Source organism: uncultured Roseobacter sp. (assembly GCF_947491795.1).
GTDB lineage: Bacteria > Pseudomonadota > Alphaproteobacteria > Rhodobacterales > Rhodobacteraceae > Roseobacter.
In genome coordinates this window covers 701762-725878 of sequence record NZ_CANLKW010000001.1, presented here as the reverse complement: position 1 = coordinate 725878, position 24117 = coordinate 701762, and the positions used below count along the sequence as shown (strand labels likewise).

Sequence of the window (24117 nt, the reverse complement as noted above, 5' to 3'; positions counted from 1 at the left end):
GGAATCATGGAAGACGTTTACGCATATCGTTTGCAGGGAAGGCGCGCGATCGTCTGGAGCGCTGGCATCATGATGGTGCTGGCGATGACCGTCGCTGCGACCAAGGATGCGCCCTGGTACATCTGGGCAATCTGGTTACCTGCGGCGGCGATGATCCTGCAGGAGTTGATCCGTAACCCCGTCAGCGGAATTCGACTGACACGGCAGACGCTGATTCTGTCACCCTGGCAGCGTCCGCGTGAAGTGGCGCTGAGCGACATTCACCACATCGAATTCATCGAATGGAGCGACAGCACTGACATGGAAGTTCACATGCGTTCGGGCGATGTGATCCGTGTTTTCAGCGGCGATATACCGCCCAGAGGCCCGTTTATTGCGCAGCTTGTCGCTCTCGGTGTGAAAGTAACGGAGCGCTAGAGTGTACGCGCTTCGGCTTTGACCTGATCCCAGAGAGCATCCATCTCTTCCAGCGTGCTGTCTGCGGGGCGTTTGCCCCTCTCTGCCAGTTTTGCCTCCACAGCCTCGAAACGGCGGGTGAATTTGGCGTTGGCGGCGCGCAGTGCGGCTTCCGGGTCAAGGCCAAGGTGCCGGCCCAGATTAGCCATTACAAACAGCAGATCACCGAATTCTTCCTCAATCTCGGCCTGGGTCAGCGTGTCGCGCGCTTCCACCAGTTCCGCGGCCTCTTCGGTGATCTTGTCGATCACCTCATCGGTTGAAGGCCAGTCAAATCCGACCCTGGCCGCGCGTTTCTGCAGCTTCAGTGCGCGCAACAGGGCGGGCAGCCCGACAGCGACACCGTCCAGCGTTCCCTGCTGCGCCTTGCCCGCGCGTTCGGCGGCCTTGATTTTTTCCCAGTCTGCCGTCTGCTGATCGGCGCTTTTGTCCCGGTTTTCCTCGCCAAAAACATGCGGATGCCGCGCGACCATCTTGTCCGAAATCGCCCGGACAACGCTCTGAAAGCTGAAATGCCCGGCCTCTTCGCCCATCGCGGTGTGATAAACGGTCTGAAGCAGCAGATCGCCCAGCTCGCCCTCCAGCTCCGGCCAGTCGCGCCGCTCAATCGCATCGGCGACCTCATAGGCCTCCTCGATCGTATAGGGTGCGATACTGTCGAAGTCCTGCTCGATATCCCAGGGGCATCCGCTGACCGGGTCGCGCAGTCGCCTCATTATTTCCAGCAGACGTTCGATTCCCGCATTGGTGTCATTGATCAGGTCTTCTGCCATTGCAGCGCGCGCCTCTTCGGTGTCTGATGCACCTGACTGATTTTTCCCTGAGGAGTCTACCCCATGCCCGTCGTAAACCGAATTGCTGCCATGAAGGAAGAGATCACCGCCTGGCGGCAGCACCTGCACACCATCCCCGAGCTGGGACGCGAGTGCCATAAGACGGCGGCATTCGTGGCGGAACGGCTGCGCGAATTCGGTGTGGATGAAATCCACGAAGGCTTTGCGACAACCGGCATCGTGGCGATCATCAACGGGCAGGGCGAGGGGCCGACAATCGGTCTGCGCGCGGACATGGACGCACTGCCGATGGAGGAAACCGCCCCACTGGAATACGCCTCGACCCATCCGGGGAAAATGCACGCCTGCGGCCATGACGGGCACACGGCGATGTTGCTGGGGGCGGCCAAGTATCTGGCAGAAACGCGCAAATTCTCGGGCCGCGTTGCGCTGATTTTTCAGCCTGACGAGGAGGATACGGGGGGCGGCGAGGCGATGGTTCAGGAAGGGGTTATGGACCGGTTCGACATCGGTCAGGTCTATGCCCTTCACAACAGCCCGGTGAACGAAGCGGGCACTTTCTCGCTCAATCCGGGACCGATCATGGCGGCGGCGGATGAATTCTCGATCACGCTTTCGGGTGTCGGGGGGCATGCTGCCCGGCCACATGCCTGTGTTGATCCGGTTGTCGCCGGCTGCGCCATGGTTCAGGCGCTGCAGAGCATTGTCAGCCGCAACACCGATCCGATGGAACAGCTGGTGATATCGGTCACACAGATCCATTCCGGAACGGCCCACAACGTGATCCCCGAAACATGCAGGATCAACGGCACCGTGCGGACCTTCAGCAAGGAGGTGCAGGCCATGGCGGTCAGGCGGATCGACGAGATCATGACCGGACAGGCAGCCTCTTTTGGGGTTACGGCCGAACTGGATTTCAAGTTTGGGTATCCCCCAACGATCAACCGGCCCGACAACGCCGCTTTCGCAGCCGAAGTGGCCGGCGAAATTGCAGGAGAGGACGCGGTGGACAGCAATGTCACGCCGGTGATGGGGGCCGAGGATTTCGCCTATATGCTGGAGGCGCGACCGGGGGCTTATCTCTTCCTGGGCCAGGGCGTGGGGCCGATGTGCCACCACCCGCAGTATAACTTCAACGACGAGATCGGGCCGGTGGGAGCTTCTTTCTTTGCGCGCATCGTCGAGCGCGCGCAACCGGTGGCCGGATCCTGAAGACATGGCACTGGAAGACGCAAAGAACCAGATCGATCACGCGTTCACACGCGACGACCTGAAGGGCAACAGTTTCGAGCTGACCTTTGCCGGCGCAACATCCTTTCTGCGCCGGAAATACACCAAGGATCTGACAGGTGTGGATATTGCCGTTACGGGCGTTCCGTTTGATCAGGCGGTGACGAACCGGACCGGCACACGCCTTGGCCCGCGCGCCATCCGTGAGGCATCCGCATTGCAGGCACCTGATGCACCCTATGGCTGGCCCTTTGATGTGATGCAGGAGTTTGCCATCGCGGACTATGGCGATCTGGCCTTTGACTATGCCAATGTCCCTGCGTTCCCCGGGGCCCTGACAGAGCATATCCGCGGAATTCTGGCCCAGGATGTGCCGACGGTTGTGCTGGGCGGAGATCACTACATCACCTTTCCGATCCTGAAAGCCTATGCGGAGAAATACGGCCCCATCAGCCTGTTGCAGTTCGATGCCCATACGGACACCTGGCCGGATGACGATATGGACCGCGTGGATCACGGCACGATGTTTTACAAAGCCGTGAAATCCGGCATCGTTGATCCCGCCACCTCTGTGCAGGTCGGCATCCGGACCACAAACGAGGACACGCTGGGCGTGACGGTGATCGATGCGCGCGAAGTGCATGAGCAGGGGCCGGTGGCCACTGTGGCCCGTATCCGCGAGGTGCTGGGCGACAGGCCAACCTATCTGACCTTTGACATCGACGCGCTGGATCCGGCCTATGCGCCGGGCACCGGCACGCCGGTCTGGGGCGGGTTGACCTCGGCGCAGGCCGCGTCGATGCTGCGCGATCTGGCAGGAATCAACATCGTCGGCGGTGATGTTGTAGAGGTGTCGCCGCCTTTTGACACGACAGGGGCCACAGCGATTGCAGGGGCACATGTGGCGACGGAACTGCTCTGCCTGCTGGGCTGGAAACTGCGGGGAGGCGCATAATGGCGGAAAAAAACCAACCCATCAGCGGAAATGATCTGGCGCGTTTTTCCGGACCGGGCAGTTTTATGCGGCTGCCCATGGTCAATGGCCTGAAAGGGCTTGATGTGGCCGTTCTGGGTATTCCTCTGGACATCGGGACATCGTGGCGGTCCGGCACCCGTTTCGGACCCAAAGAGGTACGGTCCGAAAGTGCGATGATCCGGCCCTATAACATGGGTACCGGGGCTGCCCCTTTTGACAGTCTTCAGGTGGCCGATATCGGGGATCTGGCGATCAATACCTTTTCGCTCAAAGAAAGCCTGAAGATCATTCAGAGCAGCTATGACGCGATCCTGAATTATGATGTGATGCCCATGGCCATCGGGGGGGATCATTCGATCACCCTGCCGATCCTGCGCGCAATGCACAAACGCTATGGTCCTGTGGCACTGGTCCATATTGATGCGCATGCGGATGTGAACGAAGACATGTTCGGCGAGCGCGAAACCCATGGTACGGTTTTCCGCCGTGCCTATGAGGAAGGGCTGATTGATCCGCAGAAAACCTATCAGGTCGGTCTGCGCGGGTCGGGCTATACGGCGGACGATTTCAAAGAGGCCCAGGGGTGGGGCTTTCAGCAGTTCCCGGCGCGCGAGCTGTGGCACCGCAGCCTGTCCACACTGGGCGGCGAGATCCGCCGGGATATCGGGACAGAGGCACCTGTCTATATTACCTATGATATCGACAGTCTGGATCCGGCCTATGCGCCCGGCACCGGGACGCCGGAAATCGGCGGTCTGACCACACCTCAGGCAATGGAGCTGATTGCGGCTTTCAAGGGGCTGAACATTGTGGGCTGCGATCTGGTGGAGGTCTCACCGCCCTATGACACTTCGGGCAACACGGCGCTGACAGGGGCAAATATTCTGTTTGAGCTGCTTTGTGTGCTGCCCGGCGTGAAGTATCGCTGAGGGGGTAGTCGTGCCGTTTCGGGCAGGCGTTCTTTGGGGCTGGCGCAGGATATGAGTATTTCCGGAAGGGTGAAGCGCATGGTGTTCTGGATCGGTCTGGCAGTGCTTGTGGCATTTATGGTCTTTGTGCGCGTTTCGCCCATTGATCCGGCGGTATGGCATGTGCCGGTGGCGGCAGATCAGGACAGGGATCTGGCCGGCGGCGCGGTTCGTGTCGTGCCGGGGGATGCGGAAATGTTGCAGCGGATGGATGCGGTTCTGCGTGATGTACCGCGCACCCGCGTTCTGGACGGATCTGTACAGACGGGACACATCACCTATGTGACGCGCTCCGCCGTTTTCGGCTTTCCGGATATGACGACCGTCCAGCTGCGCGATGGCGAGATACGGTTGTTTGCGCGGCTGCGTTTTGGTGCTTCAGATCTGGGGGTAAACCGCGCGCGACTGGAGCGGGTGATCAGCGCCGCGCAGCGATGAGGACAGGCAGCCCTGTTCTACTTCACGCCACATCGGCACGTTCAGCGACATCTGGCACTGCGCCATGAACATGCGCCCATCGACCTGCAGGCAGATCGTTTCGCCCAGTTCGATCCGGGCGCCGGACCGGTCGGTGCAATAGCAGTCCACCGTTTTGCCACCGGGATAGGTGACGTCAGCGCCCGCCGGCAGGCCGGCACAGATCATCATGCACAAAAGCCGTTTCATGCGCGTAATCTAGCATGTGCAGATGACTTGACCAATGCCTTTCAATGTCGGATTGCAGTGCGATGATCCCGATGGACCGCCTTGCACAGATCACCGCCCGTTTTCAGTATCTGGAAGCGGCAATGGCGGATGGAACCACCGGTGCGGAAATTGCGGATCTGGCGCGGGAATATGCAGAACTGCGCCCCGTTGTGGAGCAGATTGAAGCCTACAGGCAGTTGCAGACCGGTCTGGCGGAGGCTGCCGAGATGATGGCAGACCCGGATATGGCGGAGCTGGCCGCCGAGGAGCTGTCGCGCCTGAAGGCCGCGGTGCCTGAGGCGGAGGCGGCGCTGCAGTTGTCGTTGCTGCCCCGGGACCGGGCCGATGCAAAGGCGGCGATGCTGGAAATCCGGCCGGGCACCGGTGGGGATGAGGCAGCCCTCTTCGCGGGCGATCTGATGCGAATGTATCAGCGATACGCCGAAGCGAGGGGCTGGGCCTTTGACGTCATCGAGATGCAGGAAACGGAGCTGGGCGGTGTGCGTGAAATGGTTGCCCATATCCGCGGTCAGGCCGTGTTCGGCCGGCTGAAATTTGAAAGTGGCGTGCACCGGGTTCAGCGGGTGCCCAGCACAGAGAGCGGCGGGCGCATTCATACCTCTGCGGCCACGGTGGCGGTGCTGCCCGAGGCAGAGGAGGTGGACATTCAGATTGCACCGGGCGATCTGCGGATTGATACGATGCGGTCGTCCGGCGCGGGGGGCCAGCATGTGAACACAACCGATTCTGCGGTGCGGATCACGCACCTGCCGACGGGCATCGTTGTGACGAGTTCCGAAAAATCCCAGCACCGGAACAGGGACAAGGCCCTGCAGGTTCTAAGAGCGCGGCTTTATGATCTGGAACGCAGCCGGGCCGACAGTGAGCGTTCGGCCGACCGCGCCGCACAGGTCGGCTCCGGTGACAGATCAGAGAGGATCCGGACGTATAACTTCCCCCAGGGGCGCATGACCGATCACCGCATCAATCTGACGCTCTACCGGCTGGACGCGGTGATGCAGGGCGATCTGGATGAGATTATCGACGCGCTTACTGCGGACACCCAGGCGCGGCTGCTGGCGGACATGGGCACGTGACGGCAGCAGAGGCGATGGTGGCGGCCATGGCGCGTCTGCGTGCCGCCGGCGTGCCGGATCCCGCGCGGGATGCGCGGGTGCTGCTGGCGCATGCGGCGGAAGTGGATGCCGCACGTGTTACCCTGATTGCACCCGAAGACATCGCGCCCGATATTGCAGAAAGATATGAGCATCTTGTGGCGCTTCGGGCCGTACGTGTGCCGGTCTCGCAGCTGATCGGCGCGCGCGAGTTCTACGGACGGAGCTTTGCCATCAGCCGGGATGTGCTTGATCCGCGCCCGGAAACGGAAAGTCTGATCGAGGCTGCGCTGGCACAGCCCTTTGCCAGCCTTCTGGATCTGGGGACGGGGTCGGGCTGTATCCTGACGACGCTGCTGGCGGAACGCACAGATGCAACCGGCGTCGGCGTGGACCTGAGTGAGGCCGCCTGTCTGCAGGCCAGTGCCAATCTGGTGCGCCACGGTGTGGCGGACCGGGCCGATGTGCTGCAGTCGGACTGGTTCGGGCGCGTCGAGGGGCGCTATGATCTGATCGTGTGCAATCCGCCTTATCTGGCCGCAGCTGAAATGGCGGATATCCAGCCCGAACTGCGCGAACATGAGCCGCGCATGGCGCTCACAGATGAGGGCGACGGGCTGAGTGTCTACCGCCTTGTTGCCGCTGAGGCGCCGCAGTACCTGAATGCCCGGGGCCGTGTGCTGGTGGAGACGGGATGGAAACAGGGGCCTGCGGTTGCTGGCATCTTTCGCGATCAGGGATGGGGGGAGGTTGCGATTCTCCCCGATCTGGGAGGACATGACCGGGTTGTGTCGGCGGCCAAACCCGGGTGAAACCGCCGGAAATGATACGAAATTCCGCACATTATGGTTAAAATGCCGGTTTACCCCTTGCGGCAGGGAGTAAGCCGTGCTTATTCCTTGGACGTTGCAGCGGTGGATATGCTTCTTACATGGTCCCGCGCGGCATTATGCCCAACATATCGCTTCCCGGTTCTGACAATGGCGCGCAGCGCGCAACCGGACCAACGATTAACAGCACGAAGGCTGAGACAGCTTCATGAAATCATCGAGATCCCGGTCCCGCTCAAAGAGCAACCGTAACCGGTCGAATAACAATCAGGGCGGCAACGTCGTCAACCGTGTGTTCGACAGTTCGGGCCCCGAGGGCAAGGTACGCGGTACGCCGCAGCAGATCATCGAGAAATACAATCAGCTCGCGCGCGATGCGCAGCTGAGCAATGACCGTGTTGCGGCGGAAAACTTCCAGCAGCACGCGGAGCATTACACACGCATGCTGAGCGAGGCGCAGCGCGAGATCGAAGCGCGCCGCGAGGAGCAGGAACGCCAGAACCGCGAACGCCAGGCTGAACGCGACCGCGAGCGTGCGGAGCGTCAGGAGCGCGATGCACAGAACCAGCACAACCAGCCGGATGCACCACAGGGTGATGGTGGCTCAGATGCCGGTGACAGCGAGAGCAATCTGGTTGAAACGCCGGAAAGCAAACCACGCCCCAAACGTGCGCCGCGCCGCAAACCGCGCCCGAAACCCGAAAGCGACAGCGCGCAGGAACAGCCTTCAGGCGGCGGCGATGATGCCCCTGAAGCGGCTGAATAAACGGACTTTCTGAAGCTTTGGAGAAACCCCGTGCTGTGCGCGGGGTTTTGTTGCATCTGACGAAATGACGACGCGGAAACTAATGCGTTGAAACCCACGGTTTCAGGCAGCGCCGCGTGATCCGTGTTTCCCACATGACGCCTTATTTGGCGGCCACCGCGCGTGCCAGCGCACAGAACCCTTCCAGCGGGACCTGTTCGGCGCGGTCTGTCGGTTTCAGTCCTGCGTCCAGCAGGCGGTCCTCTATGTCTGGGGCTATCCCTTTCAGGGCCGCGCGCAGCATCTTGCGGCGCTGATTGAATGCGGCCGCGACAACGCGGGAGAGGACGGCAGCATCTGCCTCATACCGGGGGGCGGGCAGGGCGTTGAGATGCACCACGCTGCTCGAGACTTTTGGCGGCGGCGTAAAGGCTTCGGGCGGCAGCTGCATGACAATGCGCGCTTCGGCCCGCCACTGCGCCAGGATCGCCAGGCGGCCATAGGTTTTGCTGCCAGGCTGCGCCACGATGCGCTCGGCCACCTCGCGCTGAAACATCAGTGTCAGACTTTGCCAAAAGGGGGGCCATTCGGGCGGTGTCAGCCACCGGACCAGCAGTTCGGTGCCCACATTATAGGGCAGGTTCGAGGCCACGCGAATGGGGGGCGTCAGGTGGGCCAGCGGATCGGTCTGCAGCGCGTCGCCTTCGATAACCTGCAGCTTCCCGGGCCAGGCGTCGGAAATTTCCGTGAGCGCCGGCAGGCATCGGGCGTCCTTTTCAATGGCCAGCACCCGGCGCGCGCCTTCGGCCAGCAGGCCACGGGTCAGCCCACCCGGTCCGGGGCCGATCTCCAGCACGTCACATGCGCCCAGATCTCCGACCTGGCGCGCAATCTTGGCGGTCAGGTTCAGATCCAGCAGAAAGTTCTGCCCCATGGATTTTCGCGCCTGCAGATCGTGGGTGCGGATCACCTCGCGCAGGGGGGGCAGATTGTCGATGGTGCCCACGCTATGCGATCCCCGCCATGCGTGCGGCCAGTCTGACCGCCTCTGTCATGCTGGTGGGGTTGGCGATGCCCTTGCCTGCAATGTCAAAGGCCGTACCGTGATCTGGAGAGGTCCGCACAAAAGGCAGGCCCAGGGTCACGTTCACGCCGCGGTCAAAATCAAGCGTCTTGATCGGGATCAGCGCCTGGTCGTGATACATGCAGACGGCCGCGTCATAGCGCGCGCGTGCGGCTGCATGGAACATCGTATCCGCCGGCAGTGGCCCGGTAATCTGCATGCCGCTACCGGCCATTTCTGCGATCAGCGGTGCAATCCAGTCCAGCTCCTGCCGGCCCATTGCCCCGCCTTCGCCAGCGTGCGGGTTCAGCCCGGCCACGGCGATCCGGGGTGCAACGATCCCGAAGCGGTCCTGCAGAGCGCTGTGGGTAATCGTGATCGTTTCGCGCAGCAGCTCCGGGGTCAGTACCTGCGGGACCTCCTGCAAAGCGATGTGAATGGTCGCGGGCACAACCCGCAGCGCGTCAGAGGCGAGCATCATCACCGCACGCTGGCTCCCACCTGCCAGAGCCCCCAGATACTCGGTATGACCGGGGTACTGAAAATCCGCACCTTCGATCAGCGCTTTTTTGTGAATGGGGGCAGTGCAGATTGCACAGGCGGCCCCCTCCGTCACCAGCCCGACAGCACGGGCAATCACGTCGATCACGCCCTGGGCGTTGGATGGGTCCGCCGCACCCTTGCGCGCGTCACCGGCAAAACTGTGCGCCAGCACGGGCAGCTTGTCCGGGGGCACAGAGCCGACAGCACCAGGGGTTTCAACGGCCTGCCACGGCGTCCCCTCAGGCAGATGACGCGGGTCCCCCATCCAGACCAGAGGTACTGCTCCGCGCAGCGCTCGAAACGCGCCAACGGCGATCTCGGGGCCGATGCCGCCAGGTTCGCCGCAGGTGATGATCACCGGCGCCACAGGGGCAGCTGTCATGGGGTGACGATACGCGCGTCCGCACGCAGCTGGGCCAGATAGCTTTCGGCGTAGGTGTTGATGGTTTGTGTGCGAAGGGCGGCAGCGGCCTCCTCGCGTGCGACGTCCTCGTTCACGGCAGCTGTCCGACCGCAGAGCATCAGGAACATCAAAGACTGCCCGCCCGAACGCGTCAGCGCCGTGGAGACCTCTCCGGGGTCCAGTTTGCTCAGCTCCAGCGCGATATCCTGTGGCAGGTTTGCTGGTGGTACGGCTTCGCGCACCAGAACCTCGGGCGGTTGTCCCTTTGCTGTGCCATACAGGTCATCGCAATCGTCCACTTCGCTCCGCAGGCGGGCTGCGGCAGACAGGGCTGCGGCACTGCGGCCACCGGGGATGTAATATGCGGCATAGTCCACGGAGGCAAATTGCTGCGAAGGCGCCGATGTTTCCTGAATGTCGCGCAGCTGAAACAGCGCCACGGCGTCGGGCAGGGGCAGCGGTTCGGTGACGTCACCCGGGGCCAGCGACAACAGCAAAGGCCGCAGGACGGGCGGCAGATCCGTCAGCGCCTGCCAGGGCAGCTGGCCGCCGGCATCGCGCGTGGCCGTCGCCGAATACTGACGGGCATAATTCGAAAACTCGGCCTGGGATTGCGCTGTGCCGATCAGCTGCGCGATTTCCTCGACCTGCGCACGCCGCTCTGGCGGGGCGGGGATGATGATCTCTGACAGCAGAACCCGGATACCACCGGCACCCGCCGAAGACCCCAGGGCCCGGTCAATCTCTTCGTCCGAAATCTGCAGCCGTCGTCCGAACCGGGCACCGATCAGTTCGCGCCAGGCCAGACCCACGGAAACAAAGGAGACAAAGCTTTCCCGCTCAACACCGTTCTGTTCCAGCTGTGCGATGAATTCCTCGGGCGGCAGACCGGTGCGCTGTGCAAACTCAGCAATTCCTGTCTCAAGGCCCTCGGGGGTGAGTTCGAGACCCGCCCGTTCAATTTCCTGGGCGCGGAGCTTTTCATCGACAAGTGTTTCAATAACGGCGTCGCGTGTCCCACCAGGTGCGTTCAGCAGAGACAGAAAGAGCTGCCGCTGCCCGACCTCGTATTCGGTCACAACATCGTCATTCACGATGACCACAGGATCAAAAAGCCCCTGTGCAGAAAGAGAGCCGCCCGAAAGCGTCGAAAGAGACAGAACCATTGCGGTTCCAAGACGTGTGAAAATGCTCATTGTGCCTAGCTTTTGCATGTTCTTGCGTATGTTTCGCTGCCCTTGCGGGCAGAGAAGCCCCGCAGGCCGATGTTAAACCCCACACTGGTCGAAGGCTCAAGGCTTGTCGAGGTTGTAAAGCGCCGCGCCACTGACAGGCCGACCGAGACGCATTCGTTGGTATAGTTCAGGCCAAAGCCTGCCGATGCCGCGCGGTCGTCTGCGAGATCAAACCGCCAGTCCGCATTCGCCGTCCAGTGCCGGTCGACCCGGTGGGAGCCGTTCAGCGAAATCTCGGAGATGCTGCGCAGCGTGCCAAGGTCCTCGTCTTCGTCCAGCCACAGGTACGTGCCGCTTACGCGGGAGCGTTTGTTGCCGTAATACCCGCGCAGTTCAGCCTTGGTGAAATCAAAGCTGTCATTGAAAAGCGTGCGCGCCGAAACGGCCCATCCTTCAGGCGATTTCAACTGACCTGCAAAGAGAAAATCCGACGTCCCGCCTGTCAGCCCGGACGATGCAGAGAAACTGTCATCCGTAATGTTCCGAAACACCTGCCCCAGGGTCACAGATGTCTCAAGACCCTCCGGGTCAAACCGGGACCAGTTGATCCCATAGGCTCCGACGGTGCCGCGCTCGCGCCTGTCAGGTGCCGGAAAACGTGACAGGGAGAGCAGATTGCCGCCGTCAAATTCGACCCGCGTGCTCTCCTCATTGGGGATGTTCAGGCGGTCACCACCGGTCCAGCCGATCTGTGCCACCGGTTCCAGGAAATGCGTGACCCCGTTCTGGTTCTGCCGCGTCAGCGGATACCGGAACGCGAGCGCTCCGCCCGGGGTCAGCTGGGTCTGGGTCTGCGGTACTGTGCTGTCCTGGGTGATATCAAAAACATCCCCTGCAAGGCTCAGCGTCGCATCAGCCCGCACACCGCCCGGCAGGGTCCATCCGCGCAGCCATGTGCTGTCGATGCTGAACCGTGAAATATCACGCCCGATGATATCGTCATCCGAATACCGATAGTGGCTGTGCGCGCGGGCATTCAGGCGGAACTCTCCACCCGTCAAGGTTGGGAAAAAGCGCTGTTCGTAAACGCCATCGATCACGACCGTCGGCAGAGTGGCGTTGTCCTCGCCATCCCTCAGAGATTTTAGCCCGATGACGCTGCCGGAAATAAATTCGTCCCGGCGTGCCCGCTGTATGTTGACCTCGCTGTCCAGTCGGTCTTTGCCGGAAAAACCATAGTCTTTGAGATAGGCATCGTCACTGGTGATCTCGACATCAAATGTCAGACGGAAATCGTCCGGCAGCTCAAACGCGCCGTAGCCAAATACATACCCGCGCGTCTCGCCCGGGCGTTCATCATCGCGCGAGACGGCTGTGTTAAAGTCGATCCGTCCGTTCACAAAAGCCTGGCGGTATCGCAGTTCAAGCGTTTTCGTGCGAGACGAGATGTAGGGCGTGACCGTCACATCGCGATGATCATCAATCACGATGAAATAGGGAATTTTGATCCCCGTACCCAGCTCGGTCGTTTTACGCAGCGACGGTATCAGGAAACCTGTGGCACGTTCCAGCGTCGGATCCGGCAGGCGCAACCGGGGAAAATAAGCGACTGTGACGTTGCGGATGCGGAACTGGGCCTGGTCAAAATAGAGCTGACGCGCTTCTTTATCGTGAATGACCCGCTTTGCGCGGATCTGCCAGAGCGGCGGTTTCCCATCCTCGCAGACCTGACACGAAGTAACGGCGGTTTTGTAGAGCTGGTCGTACCGTGGGCTGACACGTTCCATCTGGACGGATGCCAGCTGCAGCTGCTGATCGAGAACCAGCCGTGCGCCATTCAGAAGCCCCGTCTGCAGGTCGCCGTTGAGTTCAGCTGCCGAGGCCAGAACAGTGTTGCGACCCGCATCGGTCAGAACAATCGGCCCCTCAACGATCAGCGAACCGGTGCTCCTGTCGTAGCGGATCTCGCTGGCCGTCAAGCGCGATTTGCCCTGAAAAGCCTCGACATTGCCACGCGCCACCAGCACGCGGTCGCTGGTGATAAAAAGATCATCTGCAATCAGAACCGCGGGTTTGACCGGGGCATCGCCCTCCTGTGCGGCGAGCACGGCTGGCAGAAAAACCGCGATCAGGATGCTGAAAAAAATGCGCATCTTCTCAGCCGTCCTCGACATGCAAAAGAAGACCAAGTGCGAGCAGAACCGCCGCCGCCGGGGGGGCCCATGCGGCCAGATAAACAGGGATCTGTCCGTTTTCTCCAAGGATCTGCGCAAAGCTGCGAATGAAATACAAACTGAACCCCAAAAGTACCGCTGCCAGTACCGCAACACCGGTACCCCCGAACCGGGTATGGCGCATGGTAAAGGCGCTCGCAACAAGAACCATGGCCATCAGAAACACGGGACGCGCGAGTTCGGACTGCATCCAGACGCGGTGCTGGCGCGACGAAAACCCGGCCTGATCCAGCTGGTCAATGAAATCAGACAGATGCCAGATGGAAATGCTGCCGGGGCGCCCGAAACTCTCCCGGATACGTTCCAGTGTCAGGGTCGAAGGAATTTTCAGAGTGGCATGTATCTGCGCATTGCCTTCGGGGTTCTGGCCCGCGCGCAGCGGCCATTCCTTGGCGTTTTTCAGCAACCAGCCGCCGGGCTCCAGGGTGGCACTTTCGGCGGCAACCCGTCTCTGGGGTCCGCCGCCGGGGGCATATTCGAGAAACATCACATCATAAAGGACCGATGCGTCCTTGTTGGACCGCCAGGCGCGGATCACCGTCTGGCCCGTTTCGCTGCCCTGTCGCAGCCACAACCCTTCGGCTGAAATTGACAGGGTCGATGCCCCGCCGGTGCGGTAGCTTTCGGTCAGCTGGCTGTAGCGCGAGGATGTGCCGGCAACGATCGGGTTCAGCATCGTCACCGCCAGCCCGCCGATGATCATTGCGACCCCCACTGGTGCTATCAGTGCGCGCAGGGCTGAGCGCCCCGCCGCCCGCGTTGCAACCAGCTCAGAGGACCGTGCGAGCCCGACAAACAGAACGACCGTCGCCAGGATCATGATCAGCGGCAGTATCTGGTTAATTGTCTCGGGCACATTCAGCAGCGTCAGCCCGAGGATTTGCGGAAAACTGATGCCAAAATCGCCGAACTTTCGCGTCTGATCCACTAGGTCCACCAGCGCGACCAGCGCAAAAAGCACAAAGGTGATCACCAGAAAACTCAGGAAAAAGCGGCGGGCAAAATACAGATGCAGGATCATGCCGGGACCCCGCCGGAGGCGCGCCTGCGCCTGCTTGGCCTGGCGGCCAGCCACAGCATGCCCAGTGCCACCAGCGCACCGGCCAGCACGGGCAGATAGAGCACCGGCCAGAGACGGGCATCGTCGCGGACCGGATCAACAAGGGTGCTGCGCGTACCATCGATTAGAATAAGAAGCCCGAAGGCCAGACAGGCCTCGCGCCAGACGCCAAAGCGCGAATACCCGCGGATCAGCAGGGTGGTGAAGCCGATCAGTGCGGCGACGATGCAAAAGAGGGGTTCGGCAAAACGGGCATGGAAATCCTCGGCCAGCACCCCGGCGCTCTGGCCGGTGCTGCGGGTCAGCTCGTCGCGCGGTTTGAGGAGTTGCAGGGTCGTCATGGTGCGGGTCGACATGGCAGCCCGCGCGTCATTGCGCACAAGGTTTGTAATATCAAACGAGAAATCGCGGAAATTCGCCGTTGACAGCCGCTGGTCGGATGTCCCGAGACGCTGTGCGAGACCGTCCAGCATGATCAGTGTTGTGGCGGTGCCGTTGCGGATCAGATAGGCCTGATCGGCGGTGTATATGACGCCTTCATTCTCGTCGCGACGGTCGGACAGGAACACGTCGCGCAGCACGCCGTCGGCGTCGATCTCGCGGGTGTAAAAGGTCACGCCCGCCGAGGGGTTCAGGAACGTCCCCTCGGTCAGCAGGCGCGCTGTGGCATTCTGGGAGATCTCCGCCTCGCGCTCATTCAGCTGCTGCTGGGCCAGCGGCACGAGCAGGTGATGCAGGACGGACGCCATGGCAAAAACAACAACCCCGAACACGAGCACCGGGCGGGCCAGCCGGAAAGGGCCTGAGCCCGTTGCCTGCATCACGGTCAGTTCGCTTTCGTTGTTCAGCCGGTTGGTGACATAGACAGCCGCACAGAATGTCGCGATGGGCAGCACCGTAGTGATCAGCTTGGGCAGCCCGAGCGCGGTGAACTCCAGAAACACCAGTGCCGACTGCCCGTCACTGATCAGCCGGTCAAACAGAACAACCGCGCGGTTGATCCAGAAGACGGCCACGAGCACCAGTGCGAAAAATCCAAACAGGACCAGCAGTTGCGACAGCACATATCTGTCGATTCTGACCAAGCTGAGCCCCCTGCGATTATCCGTCGTTTCTGCGGGCACGTTAGACCAATCGTGGCGCGGGTAAAACTGCTATCTGGTAAACAGCGGCCCGGCGCGCTAGGTCCTTGGCAGACAGATTTCCCAGGAGGCACGACCCATGACACAGATCACCCCCGTCAGCTTTTCCGAAACTGATATTGACCGCCTCGCAGAACATGCCGGCCGTATCGCCGTCATCGTTGACACAGACGGGGGGCTGGACGTGGCGGGCCGCCGGGTAAACCGGCTGTGCAAGGGGGCCCTGAAGCGCGCGCTGGAGGCCCGTGTTGATGAGGGTCTGAAGGAAGGCACGGTCTTCAGCCTGGCCTGGCCTGCAGGCATGGCAGCGCGGGCCATCGATGTGGTCTGCCTGCCGCGCAATGCCTCTGAGACACTGGCCCGGAAAACGGGCGGATCGCTTGGTAAACTGCGGGGCAAGGCGGATCTGCTGATTGCTGCCGCGCGCCTGCGCCGTGCCGGTCATCTGCTCTCTGGTGCTCTGCTGCGCGACTATCAGTTCCGCGATCACAAAACCGGCGGTGATGCGCCTGAGGGAGGGATAGAGCTGATGTGCGGCGATCCGGCGGCGGCTCATACCGAAGCCGCAGCGCATCTGGCCGTGGCCGAAGGCTGCTTTTTCACGCGGGATCTGGTGAATGAGCCGGCCAACGTGCTGACCACCACAGAATTTGCGGACCGTCTTGCCGATATGACCAAACTGGGTCTCACCGTTGAGGTCCTCGAGGAAGAACAACTGGCCGAACTGGGCATGCGCACCCTGCTGGCCGTGGGGCAGGGGTCTGACAGCCCGTCCAAAGTTGTTGTCATGCAGTGGAACGGCGGCAGGGAAGGCGACGCACCTCTGGCCCTGGTGGGCAAGGGCGTGGTCTTTGACACCGGTGGTATCAGCCTGAAACCTGCAGGCGGTATGGAAGACATGACCATGGATATGGGCGGAGCGGGAACCGTTGCGGGCGTCATGCGCGCGCTTGCGCGGCGCAAGGCCAAAGCGAATGTTGTGGGTCTGGTCGGTCTGGTCGAGAACATGCCGTCCGGCTCTGCGATCCGGCCCGGCGATGTTGTGACATCGATGAAGGGCGACACGGTCGAGATCCTGAACACAGACGCCGAGGGCCGTCTCGTGCTCTGCGATGTAATGTGGTACACCCAGGAGCGGTTTGAACCGGCGGGCATGATCGATCTGGCGACGCTGACAGGGGCCATCATTATCGGGCTGGGCCACGAGAACGCCGGCGTTTTCTCCAATGATGACGATTTCTGCAAATCCTTCCTCAAGGCGGCAGAAGCCGAGAATGAAGGCGCCTGGAGGATGCCGCTGGGTCAGGCCTATGACGACATGCTGAAATCCCCCATCGCCGATATGAAAAACATCGGCGGCCGGCCTGCCGGGTCGATTACAGCGGCACAGTATCTGCAGCGGTTTGTCAAAGAGGGCGTGCCGTGGATTCACCTGGACATCGCCGGTGTTGCCTCGCTGAAGTCAGAGACGGCACTGTCGCCCAAGGGGGCCACAGGCTGGGGTGTGCGCGCGCTGGACCGGCTGGTCGCGGATCAGTACGAGACGGAGTAAACGCCCTTGGGCACCGCGATGTTCTATCACCTGACGCGGCATCCGCTGGAACAGACGCTGTCGATGCTGCTGGGCAAGGCAGGAGAGGCCGGCTGGCGGGTGCTGGTGCGCGGTACAGATGCGGCCAGGATGGAATGGCTGGACCAGCAGCTCTGGCAGGGACCACAGGAAAGTTTTTTGGCGCATGGTCTGGCAGGCGGGGCGCATGACAGTGCTCAGCCTGTGTTACTCAGCATCGGCGATGCCCCTGGCGCAAACGACCCGTCTTGTCTGATGACGGTTGATGGTGCGGCGGTCACACCGGAGGAAGTGGCCGTGCTGACGCGGGTGTGCGTGCTTTTTGACGGGAACGACCCAGGCGCGGTGGATGTGGCCAGAGGGCAGTGGAAAACGCTCAAAGACGCCGGTGTGTCCGCGCAGTACTGGTCGGAGGAGTCCGGCCGCTGGGAGAAAAAGGCAGAAACCTGAGGCTGCTCACCGCGTCAGGGTCAGCTCTCCGCCCGAAATTTCGATACTGCCCCAGCGCTGCAGATAGGTCATGCCCAGCAGCGACTGGGCCATCTCTCCGCCATTGACGACAGCGGGCAGGTTTGTGTCCGTCACCGACCCCAGCGTGACACTGTCCAGCCGGACAGCGGCGGTTTCCACCATGCCGTTGGCCGTCATGGCACGGCCGGCAAAGGTCAGTCTGTCGGGGTCAAGGCCCACGGCTTCGGCATCGCGGCGCGTCAGCACCATGTCGGTGGCCCCGGTATCGAGCACAAAGCTGATCGGCGTCCCGTTGACCTCGGCGCTGAGGTAATAATGCCCGTCGGGGTGGCGCGGCACGACCGTCTGCCCGGTATCGGCATAGCTGGTCTGGCGGGGCATAACTGCCGAGCTGATGTCATCCCACAGACCGTAAGCCGCAATGGCCCCCAGGAATATCAGCGCCCAGGCCGCTGCGGCCTGCAGGGTTTTATTCATGGACACACGGTTCTGCGCCACAAACCAGCTGATGACCATCAGCCCCAGGATCACCAGATAAATCAGACTGCCGATATCATTGCCAGACAAGGGGTCTCTCTCCGTCAGGGTCTGCCTTTTATATAGGGCGGCTTGCGGTGGTTTTCAGCCCGGGCCCGGCCCGAACCCGAATGCGGCAAGCCCGTCGAGCACAAACTGCACGGATAACGCGGCCAGAAGCATGCCGAGAAGGCGCGTGACAACGGTGATACCGGTTTTCCCAAGGGCACGTTCAATGGGCCCGCTGATCAGGAAAAAGCCCAGCACGATCAGCAGGACAAGGCCGGTGGCCCCCAGCACCATGGCCGTGCCTTCGACGCCCGGGCGCTGACCCAGCAGCAGAATGACCGAGGCGATGGCACCGGGACCTGCGATCAGGGGAATGGCCAGCGGGAACACCGACGGGTCATCGCTGTCCTCGTCTTCGGACTGGTCCTCGCGCCGTTTGGTGCGGCGCTCAAAAAGCATATCCAGCGCGGTCAGAAACAACAGAACGCCGCCCGCAACCCGGAAGGCGGGCATGGAGATCCCCACGAAATTGAGCAGCGCCTCGCCGAAGGCTGCAAAGGCCAGCAGGATCAGTACCCCGGTCAGGGTCGCGCGCAGGGCGATCCGGCGGCGCGCGCTGTCGGATTTTCCCTGCGTCAGCGCCACAAACAGGGGTGCGAGCCCGATGGGATCTATGACCACGAACATGGTCACAAAGGCGGTGATCAGAAAGGCCGTGTCGATCATGATGGCACACCGCCGGGGCGCTGCCCCGGACCCCGGGATATTTCCGGCCAGAAGAAAGTCATGGGTGTTCTGCCTTTTCCAGTCGGTCGAGCGCCGTCATCCAGAGCGTTTCCGCGCGTTCCAGGGCGTCCATCACTTCGGCGTATTTTTTGTTCCAAACCTCAAGCTCGCCGCCCTTTGCGTTTTCGTACAGCGCCGGGTCTGAGAGCTTTTTCGCCAGCTTGTCGCGCATTTCGTTGAGTTTTTCCACGCGCCCTTCTGATTTGCGGACTTCGGATTTCAGCGCGAGGATTTCGTCGCGGCTGGCACGCCGGGGTTTTGACTGTGCCACAGGTTTTGCCGATTTGCTGACAGGCTTTGCAGGTGTCAGCAGCATCCGGCGGTAGGCTTCCAGATCATCCTCGTAGGGTTTGACGGTGCCATCCGAGACCAGCCAGAGGCGGTCCGCGACCATGCTGAGAAGGTGCATGTCGTGGCTGACGAGGATAACGGCGCCGGAATAGCCCGTCAGGGCCTCGACAAGGGCCTCGCGGCTTTCGATATCCAGGTGATTGGTCGGTTCGTCGAGAATAAGCAGATGCGGTGCGTCAAGTGTTGCCAGCAGCAGCGACAGGCGGGCTTTCTGACCACCGGACAAACGGCCCACTTCGGTTTCTGCCTGCTCTGCGCCCAGGCCAAAGCCTGCAAGCTGTGCGCGCAGTTTGGAATGCAGGACGCCGGGGCGGGCCGAGATCATATGCTGCAGCGGTGTTTCACTGACGTGCAGCTCGTCCACCTGGTGCTGGGCAAAAAAGCCGATGCGCAGTTTGTTGGAGCGCACTTCCTTGCCGCCCATCAGCACCAGCCGGTTGCTGAGCAGTTTTGACAGCGTTGATTTGCCCTGACCGTTTTTGCCCAGCAGCGCGATGCGGTCGTCCTGGTCGATGCGCAGGTTCAGCCGGCTGAGGACGGGTGTGTCGGTGTAGCCGGTCGCGCCGCCCTCGATCGAGATGATGGGCGGCGACAGCTCTTCGGGCTCAGGGAAGGTAAAGACGCGTTTTGCCACCTGTTCGGGGCTGGCGATCATGTCCATTTTTTCGATCATTTTCAGGCGGGACTGGGCCTGTTTCGCTTTGGATGCCTTGGCTTTGAACCGGTCCACAAAAGCCTGCATGTGATCGCGCCGGGCCTGCTGCTTTTTTGCCATGGCGGCCTGGACCGCGCGCTGTTCGGCGCGCTGGCGGGCGAACTGGTCATAGGGACCCTGGTAAAAGGTCAGTTTGCGGTCTTCCAGATGCAGGATCGCGCCCACCGCACGGTTCAGCAGCCCGCGGTCGTGGCTGATGATGATGACGGTATGGGGGTATTTTGCCAGATAGGCTTCCAGCCAGAGCGCGCCTTCGAGATCGAGATAGTTTGTCGGTTCGTCCAGCAGCAGCAGATCAGGCTGCGCAAAAAGGACCGCCGCGAGCGCCACGCGCATGCGCCAGCCGCCGGAGAAATCAGAACAGGGCATCTGCTGTTCGGCATCGTCAAAGCCGAGGCCCTTGAGGATGGAGGCCGCACGCCCTTCGGCAGACCAGGCGTCAATATCGGCAAGGCGGGTCTGGATCTCAGAAATACGCGCGGGGTCTGTGGCCGTGTCTGCCTCGCGCATCAGTGCGGCGCGTTCTGTGTCTGCTTCCAGCACCGTGTCGATAAGAGAGGTGGCGGAGGAGGGGACCTCCTGGGCCACGCCGCCGATCTTTGCCCGCGCGGGCAGTGAGATGTCGCCCCCGTCCAGCGCCAGTTCGCCGCGGATGATTTTGAAAAGCGTTGTTTTGCCTGCGCCGTTGCGCCCGACAAGCCCGACCTTGTGGCCGTCCGGAATGACAGCGCTGGCGCCGTCAAAGAGTGGGCGGCCTTCGATGGAATAGCTGATATCAGAGATGCGTAACATGGCTGCTGCACTGAAGCAGCCATGTCGTCATGTCAATGCGGTTTGCGCCGTCAGTTGAGCAGTTCGGGCAGGCGTTCGGCATCAAAACTTGCGAAACCCACCAGTGGGCTGTCGCCATCCGTTGCAAAGGCGAAAATGTGCAGTTCCTCATGGGCCAGCGTTGCACGGCAGAAAATGTCTTCGCCGGCCATGCCCTCCGGACAGGTTTCAAGATCAACATGAGGCACCGAGGCCTCGAACACGGCGTAGGTCAGCGGCATTGGTTCTGTTTCGGCTGCTGTCAGAGGGAGAGGCGCGAGGCAGGTGGCCCCGAAAATCAGGGAGAGGATACGGCGCATGAAAAGGCCCTTTCTGATGATGTTTACAGATGCAGAATCACATCCTGATATAATTCTTACTAAAATAGTCAGATATTGGAAATAGGCAGTATCTGTACGGGTCGCGCTGCGCGGAAATAAACCACTTTCCCCGACCGGGGCCGCATGATAGACGCGCCGCAAATGAACCACCCAGGAGATTTCCAATGGCCCTTGAGCGTACTTTCTCGATCATCAAGCCCGACGCCACCCGCCGCAATCTGACCGGCAAAATCAACGCAAAGTTCGAAGATGCGGGTCTGCGCATCGTTGCACAAAAGCGCATTCACATGACCAAAGAGCAGGCCGGTGTTTTCTACGCCGTGCACTCCGAGCGCCCGTTTTATGACGAGCTGTGCGAATTCATGGCCTCCGAGCCGGTCGTCGTTCAGGTTCTTGAGGGCGAGGGCGCTATCGCCAAAAACCGCGAAGTCATGGGTGCCACAAACCCCGCCGATGCCGCGCCCGGCACGATCCGCGCCGAGTTTGCAGAAAGCGTTGGTGAGAATTCCGTGCACGGATCTGACGCGCCGGAAACAGCCGCGGTCGAGATCGCTTATTTCTTTTCCGGAATGGAACTGGTGGGCTGAGGCCAACCGTTACGTTTTGAAATCGCTGAAGGGGTCGGTTCTGCCGGCCCCTTTTTTCGTCGGCTCAGCCGCCCTGTGCCGGACGGACACCAATCTGGTTCATGATCCGCTCAAACGCATCAAGGTTCTGGTCAAAAGCGCTGGCCTTGATGGCGTCAAATCTTTTGCGCAGCGCCTTTTTCTCTTCGCCTTTGCAGTCGTTCCAGGGCCGGTCCTGCAGGCCCATCACAAGGACGTAGTAGCCGATAAAGTGGGGTCGCGTACCTGATTGCAGCAGTCTGGTATAGGCCGCATCTGCGCCGAGACTGCGCAACTCTTCGGCGGAATGGATACCAGCGCGGGCACAGGCCTCGTCCATGACGGGACCAAGATTGCGGATAGAAGAGACAGGATCGGGCATACCCGCAGGTTAGCGGGAAGCACCCGGCGCGGCCAGCCCCTTCAGATGCTCGCGTAGTCGGTAAAAATCGGTGCCTGAGGTGCCGGCGAGGGGCTGGGGCGGCTGCCGGATGCCGATGCTGGTACGGGGGCGGAAGGGCCTGGTTTCTGGTTGTTGCTGGGCATGATCTGCTCCTTTCAGGGCGCGGTATCTGCGTAAAGTTCCCTGTCAGGATGCGTAATTATTCTGCCGCTTGCGGGGCGTGTGGATGTCCGGACTGTGTCTTTTCCGGAAAATCAGAAAGAAAAGTGGTAGCGTGTCACTTGTCTGTAAATCTCCCCGGCGGGGAGCAGAATGGACGGGAAATCTGCGTGCGCCGGTGCGTCCGGCCATCCCTGAGGCTCCAGCGCCAGACCTGCAAAGGGTTGCAGTCGCCGCCCGTCATGCAGCGCGGGGCCGTCTTCCGGCAATCCGCTGCCGTTGTAAATCTGCAGACCCGGTTCGGTGGTGTCGATCGTCATTGTCAGCCCGTTCGGGCCGGTCAGGATGGCGGCTTTTTGCGGGTCGGGCCGTTGCTGCGGGCTCAGGCACAGGCTGGCATCCAGTGGGCGGTCGACAGGCACGGGGCGCATCCGGGCGAAATCATAGTCACTTCCTGCCACAGGCGCGACGGTTCCCCGGGGCAGTGTGGCGTCGTCGGTGGGCAGCCAAGTCTCTGCCATAACCTGCAGGCGGTGATCCGGAATTCCCGGGCCTGCATCGAGGCACCAGTACGGGTGATGCGCCGGATTGATGAGTGTATCTCGGTCGGTCGTGGCCGTGATTTCCAGGGACAGTGTCGCACCTGGTAACAGGGAGTAGGAAGCGCTGAACCTGCGGTTTCCGGGCAGACCACAGGTGCCGTCGGCCAGATCTGCCTGCAGTATTACCTGATCGTCCGATTGCTCCGTCACAGCCCACTCGGTTGCGTGCAACCCCAGCGGGCCACTGTGCAGCGTGTTGCCATTATCGTTTGCGGGTAATCCATGGGTTACCCCGTTGATCGTAACGCTTGCCCCGCGCAGGCGGTTTGCCACTGGTCCGACGATTGCACCGGCATAGGTAAGTTCCCGGTCAAACCCGCGTCCGTCAGGAGTGCCGAGGACCAGGGAGTGACGGGCGCCCGGGTGAAACCAGAAGCCTGCCAGCGTAGCGCCACGGGGCAGGATCTGTGCTCTGAGCTCAGACGTGTTGAGAAAAATCATCGGCGGCTCCGGTCACATCCTCCGACCGCGTTGTGCCATGTCCCCGGAGCCGCGCCAAGCCCGGCTGTTACGCTTGCCCGTTCAACAGCCGGATAGGGTGAGCCATGTGATCGGCCAGATGCGCCTGCGACGGTGCAGCAAGCCCCCTGCCGGCATTAAAGATGAACCGTTTGAGCAGTTCCGTCTGGAATTCAAACTCGCGGGCCCGGGCCAGGACATCGGGCGATGGCTCTGCCAGTCCGTCGCGCAGGGCAAACTCCATTTCACGGCAAAGATTGAGCACCGGCAGGCAGATATCAGCAAGAACACTGGCGGCCAGCCGGTCTGCATGTTTGGGGTAGTCGTCCTTGACACCGATATCCATGCAAAAGGCATTGCTCATCGAGCCCAGGAACTCCTTGAAGCGCAAAATGGCGTTCCGGATACCGTCTCGGCTCTCCATGATCATCACATGGACACCGGAGAGTGCGAGGCCCGGAAGCTCGACCAGGAAATCCGGCAGCGACAGAACATGGGCACCGTCATCGGGCACCGCTTCGAGACTCTCGCGCACGGCCTGTTCAAGCTTGCCGACCAGAATGCCGTTAATCTCCTGATTGCCGACGAAAGAAATCCTGTTTCGGAAACCGCGTGCCAGAATTTCGCACGATCGGATCACGATGCCGGGCTTGCTGCCCAGGATAAGGTTGAGGGTCATGGTGCGCTCAGACAATTCTGAGGGCATGGGAAAAGCCTTGGTCAGATCATTCATATTGCCCACCGTTCTTAAAATACATGCACACACACTGCCGCATACGCCTGGGAATTTGGTAAACACACCGTACGGTGCCCGTTGCGTGCTGCAACAGGCCCACAATTCGCTGGAAAAATGCCGATTTCAGGGTAGATTTTTTCGTTTTGACGCAACTGGGGGTTGC

Annotated in this window: 26 protein-coding genes; 11 read left to right on the top strand and 15 right to left on the bottom strand. The window is 61.4% G+C overall.

All coding sequences use genetic code 11. From position 1 onward, the window contains the following. Positions 1-6: 6 nt before the first annotated feature. Positions 7-417: a hypothetical protein gene (locus Q1A34_RS03600; protein WP_300030848.1), complete on the top strand. Its 411-nt coding sequence runs from the start codon at positions 7-9 to the stop codon at positions 415-417. On the opposite strand, the gene mazG is transcribed toward Q1A34_RS03600, so the two are convergent. Then, positions 414-1229, bottom strand: a complete 816-nt coding sequence (gene mazG / locus Q1A34_RS03595; RefSeq protein ID WP_300030844.1) for a nucleoside triphosphate pyrophosphohydrolase — start codon at positions 1227-1229, stop codon at positions 414-416. The genes Q1A34_RS03600 and mazG overlap by 4 nt on opposite strands. A 63-nt stretch (positions 1230-1292) precedes the next feature. On the opposite strand from mazG, the gene Q1A34_RS03590 reads away from it, so the two are divergent. The 4 genes from Q1A34_RS03590 to Q1A34_RS03575 are packed head-to-tail and all read left to right on the top strand — an operon-like array spanning position 1293 to position 4862. Then, positions 1293-2462, top strand: a complete 1170-nt coding sequence (locus tag Q1A34_RS03590) for a M20 aminoacylase family protein (RefSeq protein ID WP_300030840.1) — start codon at positions 1293-1295, stop codon at positions 2460-2462. Between the two features lie 4 nt (positions 2463-2466). Further along, complete coding sequence (gene speB / locus Q1A34_RS03585) at positions 2467-3435, top strand: agmatinase (RefSeq protein ID WP_300030837.1); 969 nt, start codon at positions 2467-2469, stop codon at positions 3433-3435. After that, the gene (speB, locus tag Q1A34_RS03580) at positions 3435-4385 is read left to right on the top strand and encodes an agmatinase (protein ID WP_300030834.1); all 951 of its coding nucleotides are present in this window, start codon (positions 3435-3437) and stop codon (positions 4383-4385) included. Before speB (Q1A34_RS03585) ends, speB (Q1A34_RS03580) begins: the two co-directional genes overlap by 1 nt. A 51-nt stretch (positions 4386-4436) precedes the next feature. Continuing rightward, positions 4437-4862, top strand: a complete 426-nt coding sequence (locus Q1A34_RS03575) for a DUF1499 domain-containing protein (protein WP_300030832.1) — start codon at positions 4437-4439, stop codon at positions 4860-4862. Here Q1A34_RS03575 and Q1A34_RS03570 read toward each other — a convergent pair. Next, positions 4803-5090, bottom strand: a complete 288-nt coding sequence (locus Q1A34_RS03570; protein WP_300030830.1) for a hypothetical protein — start codon at positions 5088-5090, stop codon at positions 4803-4805. The genes Q1A34_RS03575 and Q1A34_RS03570 overlap by 60 nt on opposite strands. A gap of 62 nt (positions 5091-5152) precedes the next feature. Between Q1A34_RS03570 and prfA the strand changes: the two genes are divergently transcribed. The 3 genes from prfA to Q1A34_RS03555 all read left to right on the top strand — a co-directional run bounded on the left by prfA (position 5153) and on the right by Q1A34_RS03555 (position 7822). After that, a complete protein-coding gene (gene prfA, locus Q1A34_RS03565) occupies positions 5153-6208 on the top strand; it encodes a peptide chain release factor 1 (RefSeq protein ID WP_300032329.1) in 1056 nt (351 codons plus the stop codon). 14 nt (positions 6209-6222) lie between these two features. Continuing rightward, entirely contained in the window at positions 6223-7038 is an 816-nt protein-coding gene (prmC, locus tag Q1A34_RS03560; protein ID WP_300032327.1) for a peptide chain release factor N(5)-glutamine methyltransferase, read from the top strand. Between the two features lie 226 nt (positions 7039-7264). Then, on the top strand, positions 7265-7822 hold the full coding sequence (locus Q1A34_RS03555) for a DUF4167 domain-containing protein (RefSeq protein WP_300030827.1): 558 nt from the start codon (positions 7265-7267) through the stop codon (positions 7820-7822). Positions 7823-7964: 142 nt separating this feature from the next. Here Q1A34_RS03555 and rsmA read toward each other — a convergent pair whose 3' ends face one another. From rsmA to lptF, 6 genes are read right to left on the bottom strand one after another with little or no spacing between them, the layout of a single operon-like run. Further along, positions 7965-8807 (bottom strand): 16S rRNA (adenine(1518)-N(6)/adenine(1519)-N(6))-dimethyltransferase RsmA, encoded by an 843-nt coding sequence (gene rsmA, locus Q1A34_RS03550; RefSeq protein ID WP_300030825.1) that lies wholly within the window; start codon positions 8805-8807, stop codon positions 7965-7967. Between the two features lies 1 nt (position 8808). Further along, positions 8809-9789: a 4-hydroxythreonine-4-phosphate dehydrogenase PdxA gene (gene pdxA / locus Q1A34_RS03545; protein ID WP_300030823.1), complete on the bottom strand. Its 981-nt coding sequence runs from the start codon at positions 9787-9789 to the stop codon at positions 8809-8811. Continuing rightward, positions 9786-11006: a peptidylprolyl isomerase gene (locus Q1A34_RS03540; RefSeq protein WP_300030820.1), complete on the bottom strand. Its 1221-nt coding sequence runs from the start codon at positions 11004-11006 to the stop codon at positions 9786-9788. The genes pdxA and Q1A34_RS03540 overlap by 4 nt, the downstream gene beginning before the upstream one ends. A 5-nt stretch (positions 11007-11011) precedes the next feature. Continuing rightward, positions 11012-13138, bottom strand: a complete 2127-nt coding sequence (lptD, locus tag Q1A34_RS03535) for an LPS assembly protein LptD (RefSeq protein ID WP_300030817.1) — start codon at positions 13136-13138, stop codon at positions 11012-11014. A 4-nt stretch (positions 13139-13142) separates the two neighbouring features. After that, the gene (gene lptG, locus Q1A34_RS03530; protein WP_300030814.1) at positions 13143-14240 is read right to left on the bottom strand and encodes an LPS export ABC transporter permease LptG; all 1098 of its coding nucleotides are present in this window, start codon (positions 14238-14240) and stop codon (positions 13143-13145) included. Next, positions 14237-15364: an LPS export ABC transporter permease LptF gene (gene lptF / locus Q1A34_RS03525; RefSeq protein WP_300030811.1), complete on the bottom strand. Its 1128-nt coding sequence runs from the start codon at positions 15362-15364 to the stop codon at positions 14237-14239. Before lptF ends, lptG begins: the two co-directional genes overlap by 4 nt. Positions 15365-15500: 136 nt before the next feature. Here lptF and Q1A34_RS03520 point away from each other — a divergent pair, with 136 nt between their 5' ends. Continuing rightward, positions 15501-16973 carry a leucyl aminopeptidase gene (locus tag Q1A34_RS03520; RefSeq protein WP_300030808.1) on the top strand — a complete coding sequence of 491 codons (1473 nt, stop codon included), beginning with the start codon at positions 15501-15503 and terminating at the stop codon, positions 16971-16973. A gap of 6 nt (positions 16974-16979) precedes the next feature. After that, positions 16980-17441, top strand: a complete 462-nt coding sequence (locus tag Q1A34_RS03515) for a DNA polymerase III subunit chi (protein WP_300030805.1) — start codon at positions 16980-16982, stop codon at positions 17439-17441. Positions 17442-17447: 6 nt separating this feature from the next. Here the strand turns inward: Q1A34_RS03515 and Q1A34_RS03510 are convergent, their stop codons facing one another. The 4 genes from Q1A34_RS03510 to Q1A34_RS03495 are packed head-to-tail and all read right to left on the bottom strand — an operon-like array spanning position 17448 to position 20969. Next, entirely contained in the window at positions 17448-18029 is a 582-nt protein-coding gene (locus Q1A34_RS03510; RefSeq protein ID WP_300030802.1) for a TIGR02281 family clan AA aspartic protease, read from the bottom strand. Between the two features lie 54 nt (positions 18030-18083). Then, positions 18084-18713 carry a MarC family protein gene (locus Q1A34_RS03505; RefSeq protein WP_300030799.1) on the bottom strand — a complete coding sequence of 210 codons (630 nt, stop codon included), beginning with the start codon at positions 18711-18713 and terminating at the stop codon, positions 18084-18086. Positions 18714-18771: 58 nt separating this feature from the next. Continuing rightward, complete coding sequence (locus Q1A34_RS03500; RefSeq protein WP_300030796.1) at positions 18772-20631, bottom strand: ABC-F family ATP-binding cassette domain-containing protein; 1860 nt, start codon at positions 20629-20631, stop codon at positions 18772-18774. A gap of 50 nt (positions 20632-20681) precedes the next feature. Beyond that, complete coding sequence (locus Q1A34_RS03495) at positions 20682-20969, bottom strand: hypothetical protein (RefSeq protein ID WP_300030793.1); 288 nt, start codon at positions 20967-20969, stop codon at positions 20682-20684. Between the two features lie 185 nt (positions 20970-21154). Between Q1A34_RS03495 and ndk the strand changes: the two genes are divergently transcribed. Next, positions 21155-21577 (top strand): nucleoside-diphosphate kinase, encoded by a 423-nt coding sequence (gene ndk / locus Q1A34_RS03490; RefSeq protein WP_300030790.1) that lies wholly within the window; start codon positions 21155-21157, stop codon positions 21575-21577. A gap of 64 nt (positions 21578-21641) precedes the next feature. On the opposite strand, the gene Q1A34_RS03485 is transcribed toward ndk, so the two are convergent. From Q1A34_RS03485 to Q1A34_RS03475, 3 genes are all read right to left on the bottom strand, one after another. Next, a complete protein-coding gene (locus Q1A34_RS03485; RefSeq protein WP_300030788.1) occupies positions 21642-21977 on the bottom strand; it encodes a TfoX/Sxy family protein in 336 nt (111 codons plus the stop codon). 275 nt (positions 21978-22252) lie between these two features. Next, positions 22253-23200, bottom strand: coding sequence for an aldose epimerase family protein (locus Q1A34_RS03480; RefSeq protein ID WP_300030786.1), 948 nt, complete (start codon positions 23198-23200; stop codon positions 22253-22255). A gap of 67 nt (positions 23201-23267) precedes the next feature. Beyond that, positions 23268-23951: a hypothetical protein gene (locus Q1A34_RS03475; protein ID WP_300030784.1), complete on the bottom strand. Its 684-nt coding sequence runs from the start codon at positions 23949-23951 to the stop codon at positions 23268-23270. Positions 23952-24117 lie beyond the last annotated feature (166 nt).

What these genes read in the sequence shown, in the direction of transcription:
- Q1A34_RS03590 (WP_300030840.1), top strand. Translation starts at nt 1,293, where the DNA reads ATGCCCGTCGTAAACCGAATTGCTGCCATGAAGGAAGAGATCACCGCC.
- ndk (WP_300030790.1), top strand. Translation starts at nt 21,155, where the DNA reads ATGGCCCTTGAGCGTACTTTCTCGATCATCAAGCCCGACGCCACCCGC.
- pdxA (WP_300030823.1), bottom strand. Translation starts at nt 9,789, where the DNA reads ATGACAGCTGCCCCTGTGGCGCCGGTGATCATCACCTGCGGCGAACCT.
- Q1A34_RS03475 (WP_300030784.1), bottom strand. Translation starts at nt 23,951, where the DNA reads ATGAATGATCTGACCAAGGCTTTTCCCATGCCCTCAGAATTGTCTGAG.
- Q1A34_RS03500 (WP_300030796.1), bottom strand. Translation starts at nt 20,631, where the DNA reads ATGTTACGCATCTCTGATATCAGCTATTCCATCGAAGGCCGCCCACTC.
- Q1A34_RS03555 (WP_300030827.1), top strand. Translation starts at nt 7,265, where the DNA reads ATGAAATCATCGAGATCCCGGTCCCGCTCAAAGAGCAACCGTAACCGG.
- Q1A34_RS03485 (WP_300030788.1), bottom strand. Translation starts at nt 21,977, where the DNA reads ATGCCCGATCCTGTCTCTTCTATCCGCAATCTTGGTCCCGTCATGGAC.
- speB (WP_300030834.1), top strand. Translation starts at nt 3,435, where the DNA reads ATGGCGGAAAAAAACCAACCCATCAGCGGAAATGATCTGGCGCGTTTT.
- Q1A34_RS03480 (WP_300030786.1), bottom strand. Translation starts at nt 23,200, where the DNA reads ATGATTTTTCTCAACACGTCTGAGCTCAGAGCACAGATCCTGCCCCGT.
- Q1A34_RS03505 (WP_300030799.1), bottom strand. Translation starts at nt 18,713, where the DNA reads ATGATCGACACGGCCTTTCTGATCACCGCCTTTGTGACCATGTTCGTG.
- mazG (WP_300030844.1), bottom strand. Translation starts at nt 1,229, where the DNA reads ATGGCAGAAGACCTGATCAATGACACCAATGCGGGAATCGAACGTCTG.
- Q1A34_RS03520 (WP_300030808.1), top strand. Translation starts at nt 15,501, where the DNA reads ATGACACAGATCACCCCCGTCAGCTTTTCCGAAACTGATATTGACCGC.
- Q1A34_RS03495 (WP_300030793.1), bottom strand. Translation starts at nt 20,969, where the DNA reads ATGCGCCGTATCCTCTCCCTGATTTTCGGGGCCACCTGCCTCGCGCCT.
- Q1A34_RS03575 (WP_300030832.1), top strand. Translation starts at nt 4,437, where the DNA reads ATGAGTATTTCCGGAAGGGTGAAGCGCATGGTGTTCTGGATCGGTCTG.
- prfA (WP_300032329.1), top strand. Translation starts at nt 5,153, where the DNA reads ATGATCCCGATGGACCGCCTTGCACAGATCACCGCCCGTTTTCAGTAT.
- speB (WP_300030837.1), top strand. Translation starts at nt 2,467, where the DNA reads ATGGCACTGGAAGACGCAAAGAACCAGATCGATCACGCGTTCACACGC.
- Q1A34_RS03570 (WP_300030830.1), bottom strand. Translation starts at nt 5,090, where the DNA reads ATGAAACGGCTTTTGTGCATGATGATCTGTGCCGGCCTGCCGGCGGGC.
- Q1A34_RS03600 (WP_300030848.1), top strand. Translation starts at nt 7, where the DNA reads ATGGAAGACGTTTACGCATATCGTTTGCAGGGAAGGCGCGCGATCGTC.
- Q1A34_RS03540 (WP_300030820.1), bottom strand. Translation starts at nt 11,006, where the DNA reads ATGAGCATTTTCACACGTCTTGGAACCGCAATGGTTCTGTCTCTTTCG.
- prmC (WP_300032327.1), top strand. Translation starts at nt 6,223, where the DNA reads ATGGTGGCGGCCATGGCGCGTCTGCGTGCCGCCGGCGTGCCGGATCCC.
- lptD (WP_300030817.1), bottom strand. Translation starts at nt 13,138, where the DNA reads ATGCGCATTTTTTTCAGCATCCTGATCGCGGTTTTTCTGCCAGCCGTG.
- lptG (WP_300030814.1), bottom strand. Translation starts at nt 14,240, where the DNA reads ATGATCCTGCATCTGTATTTTGCCCGCCGCTTTTTCCTGAGTTTTCTG.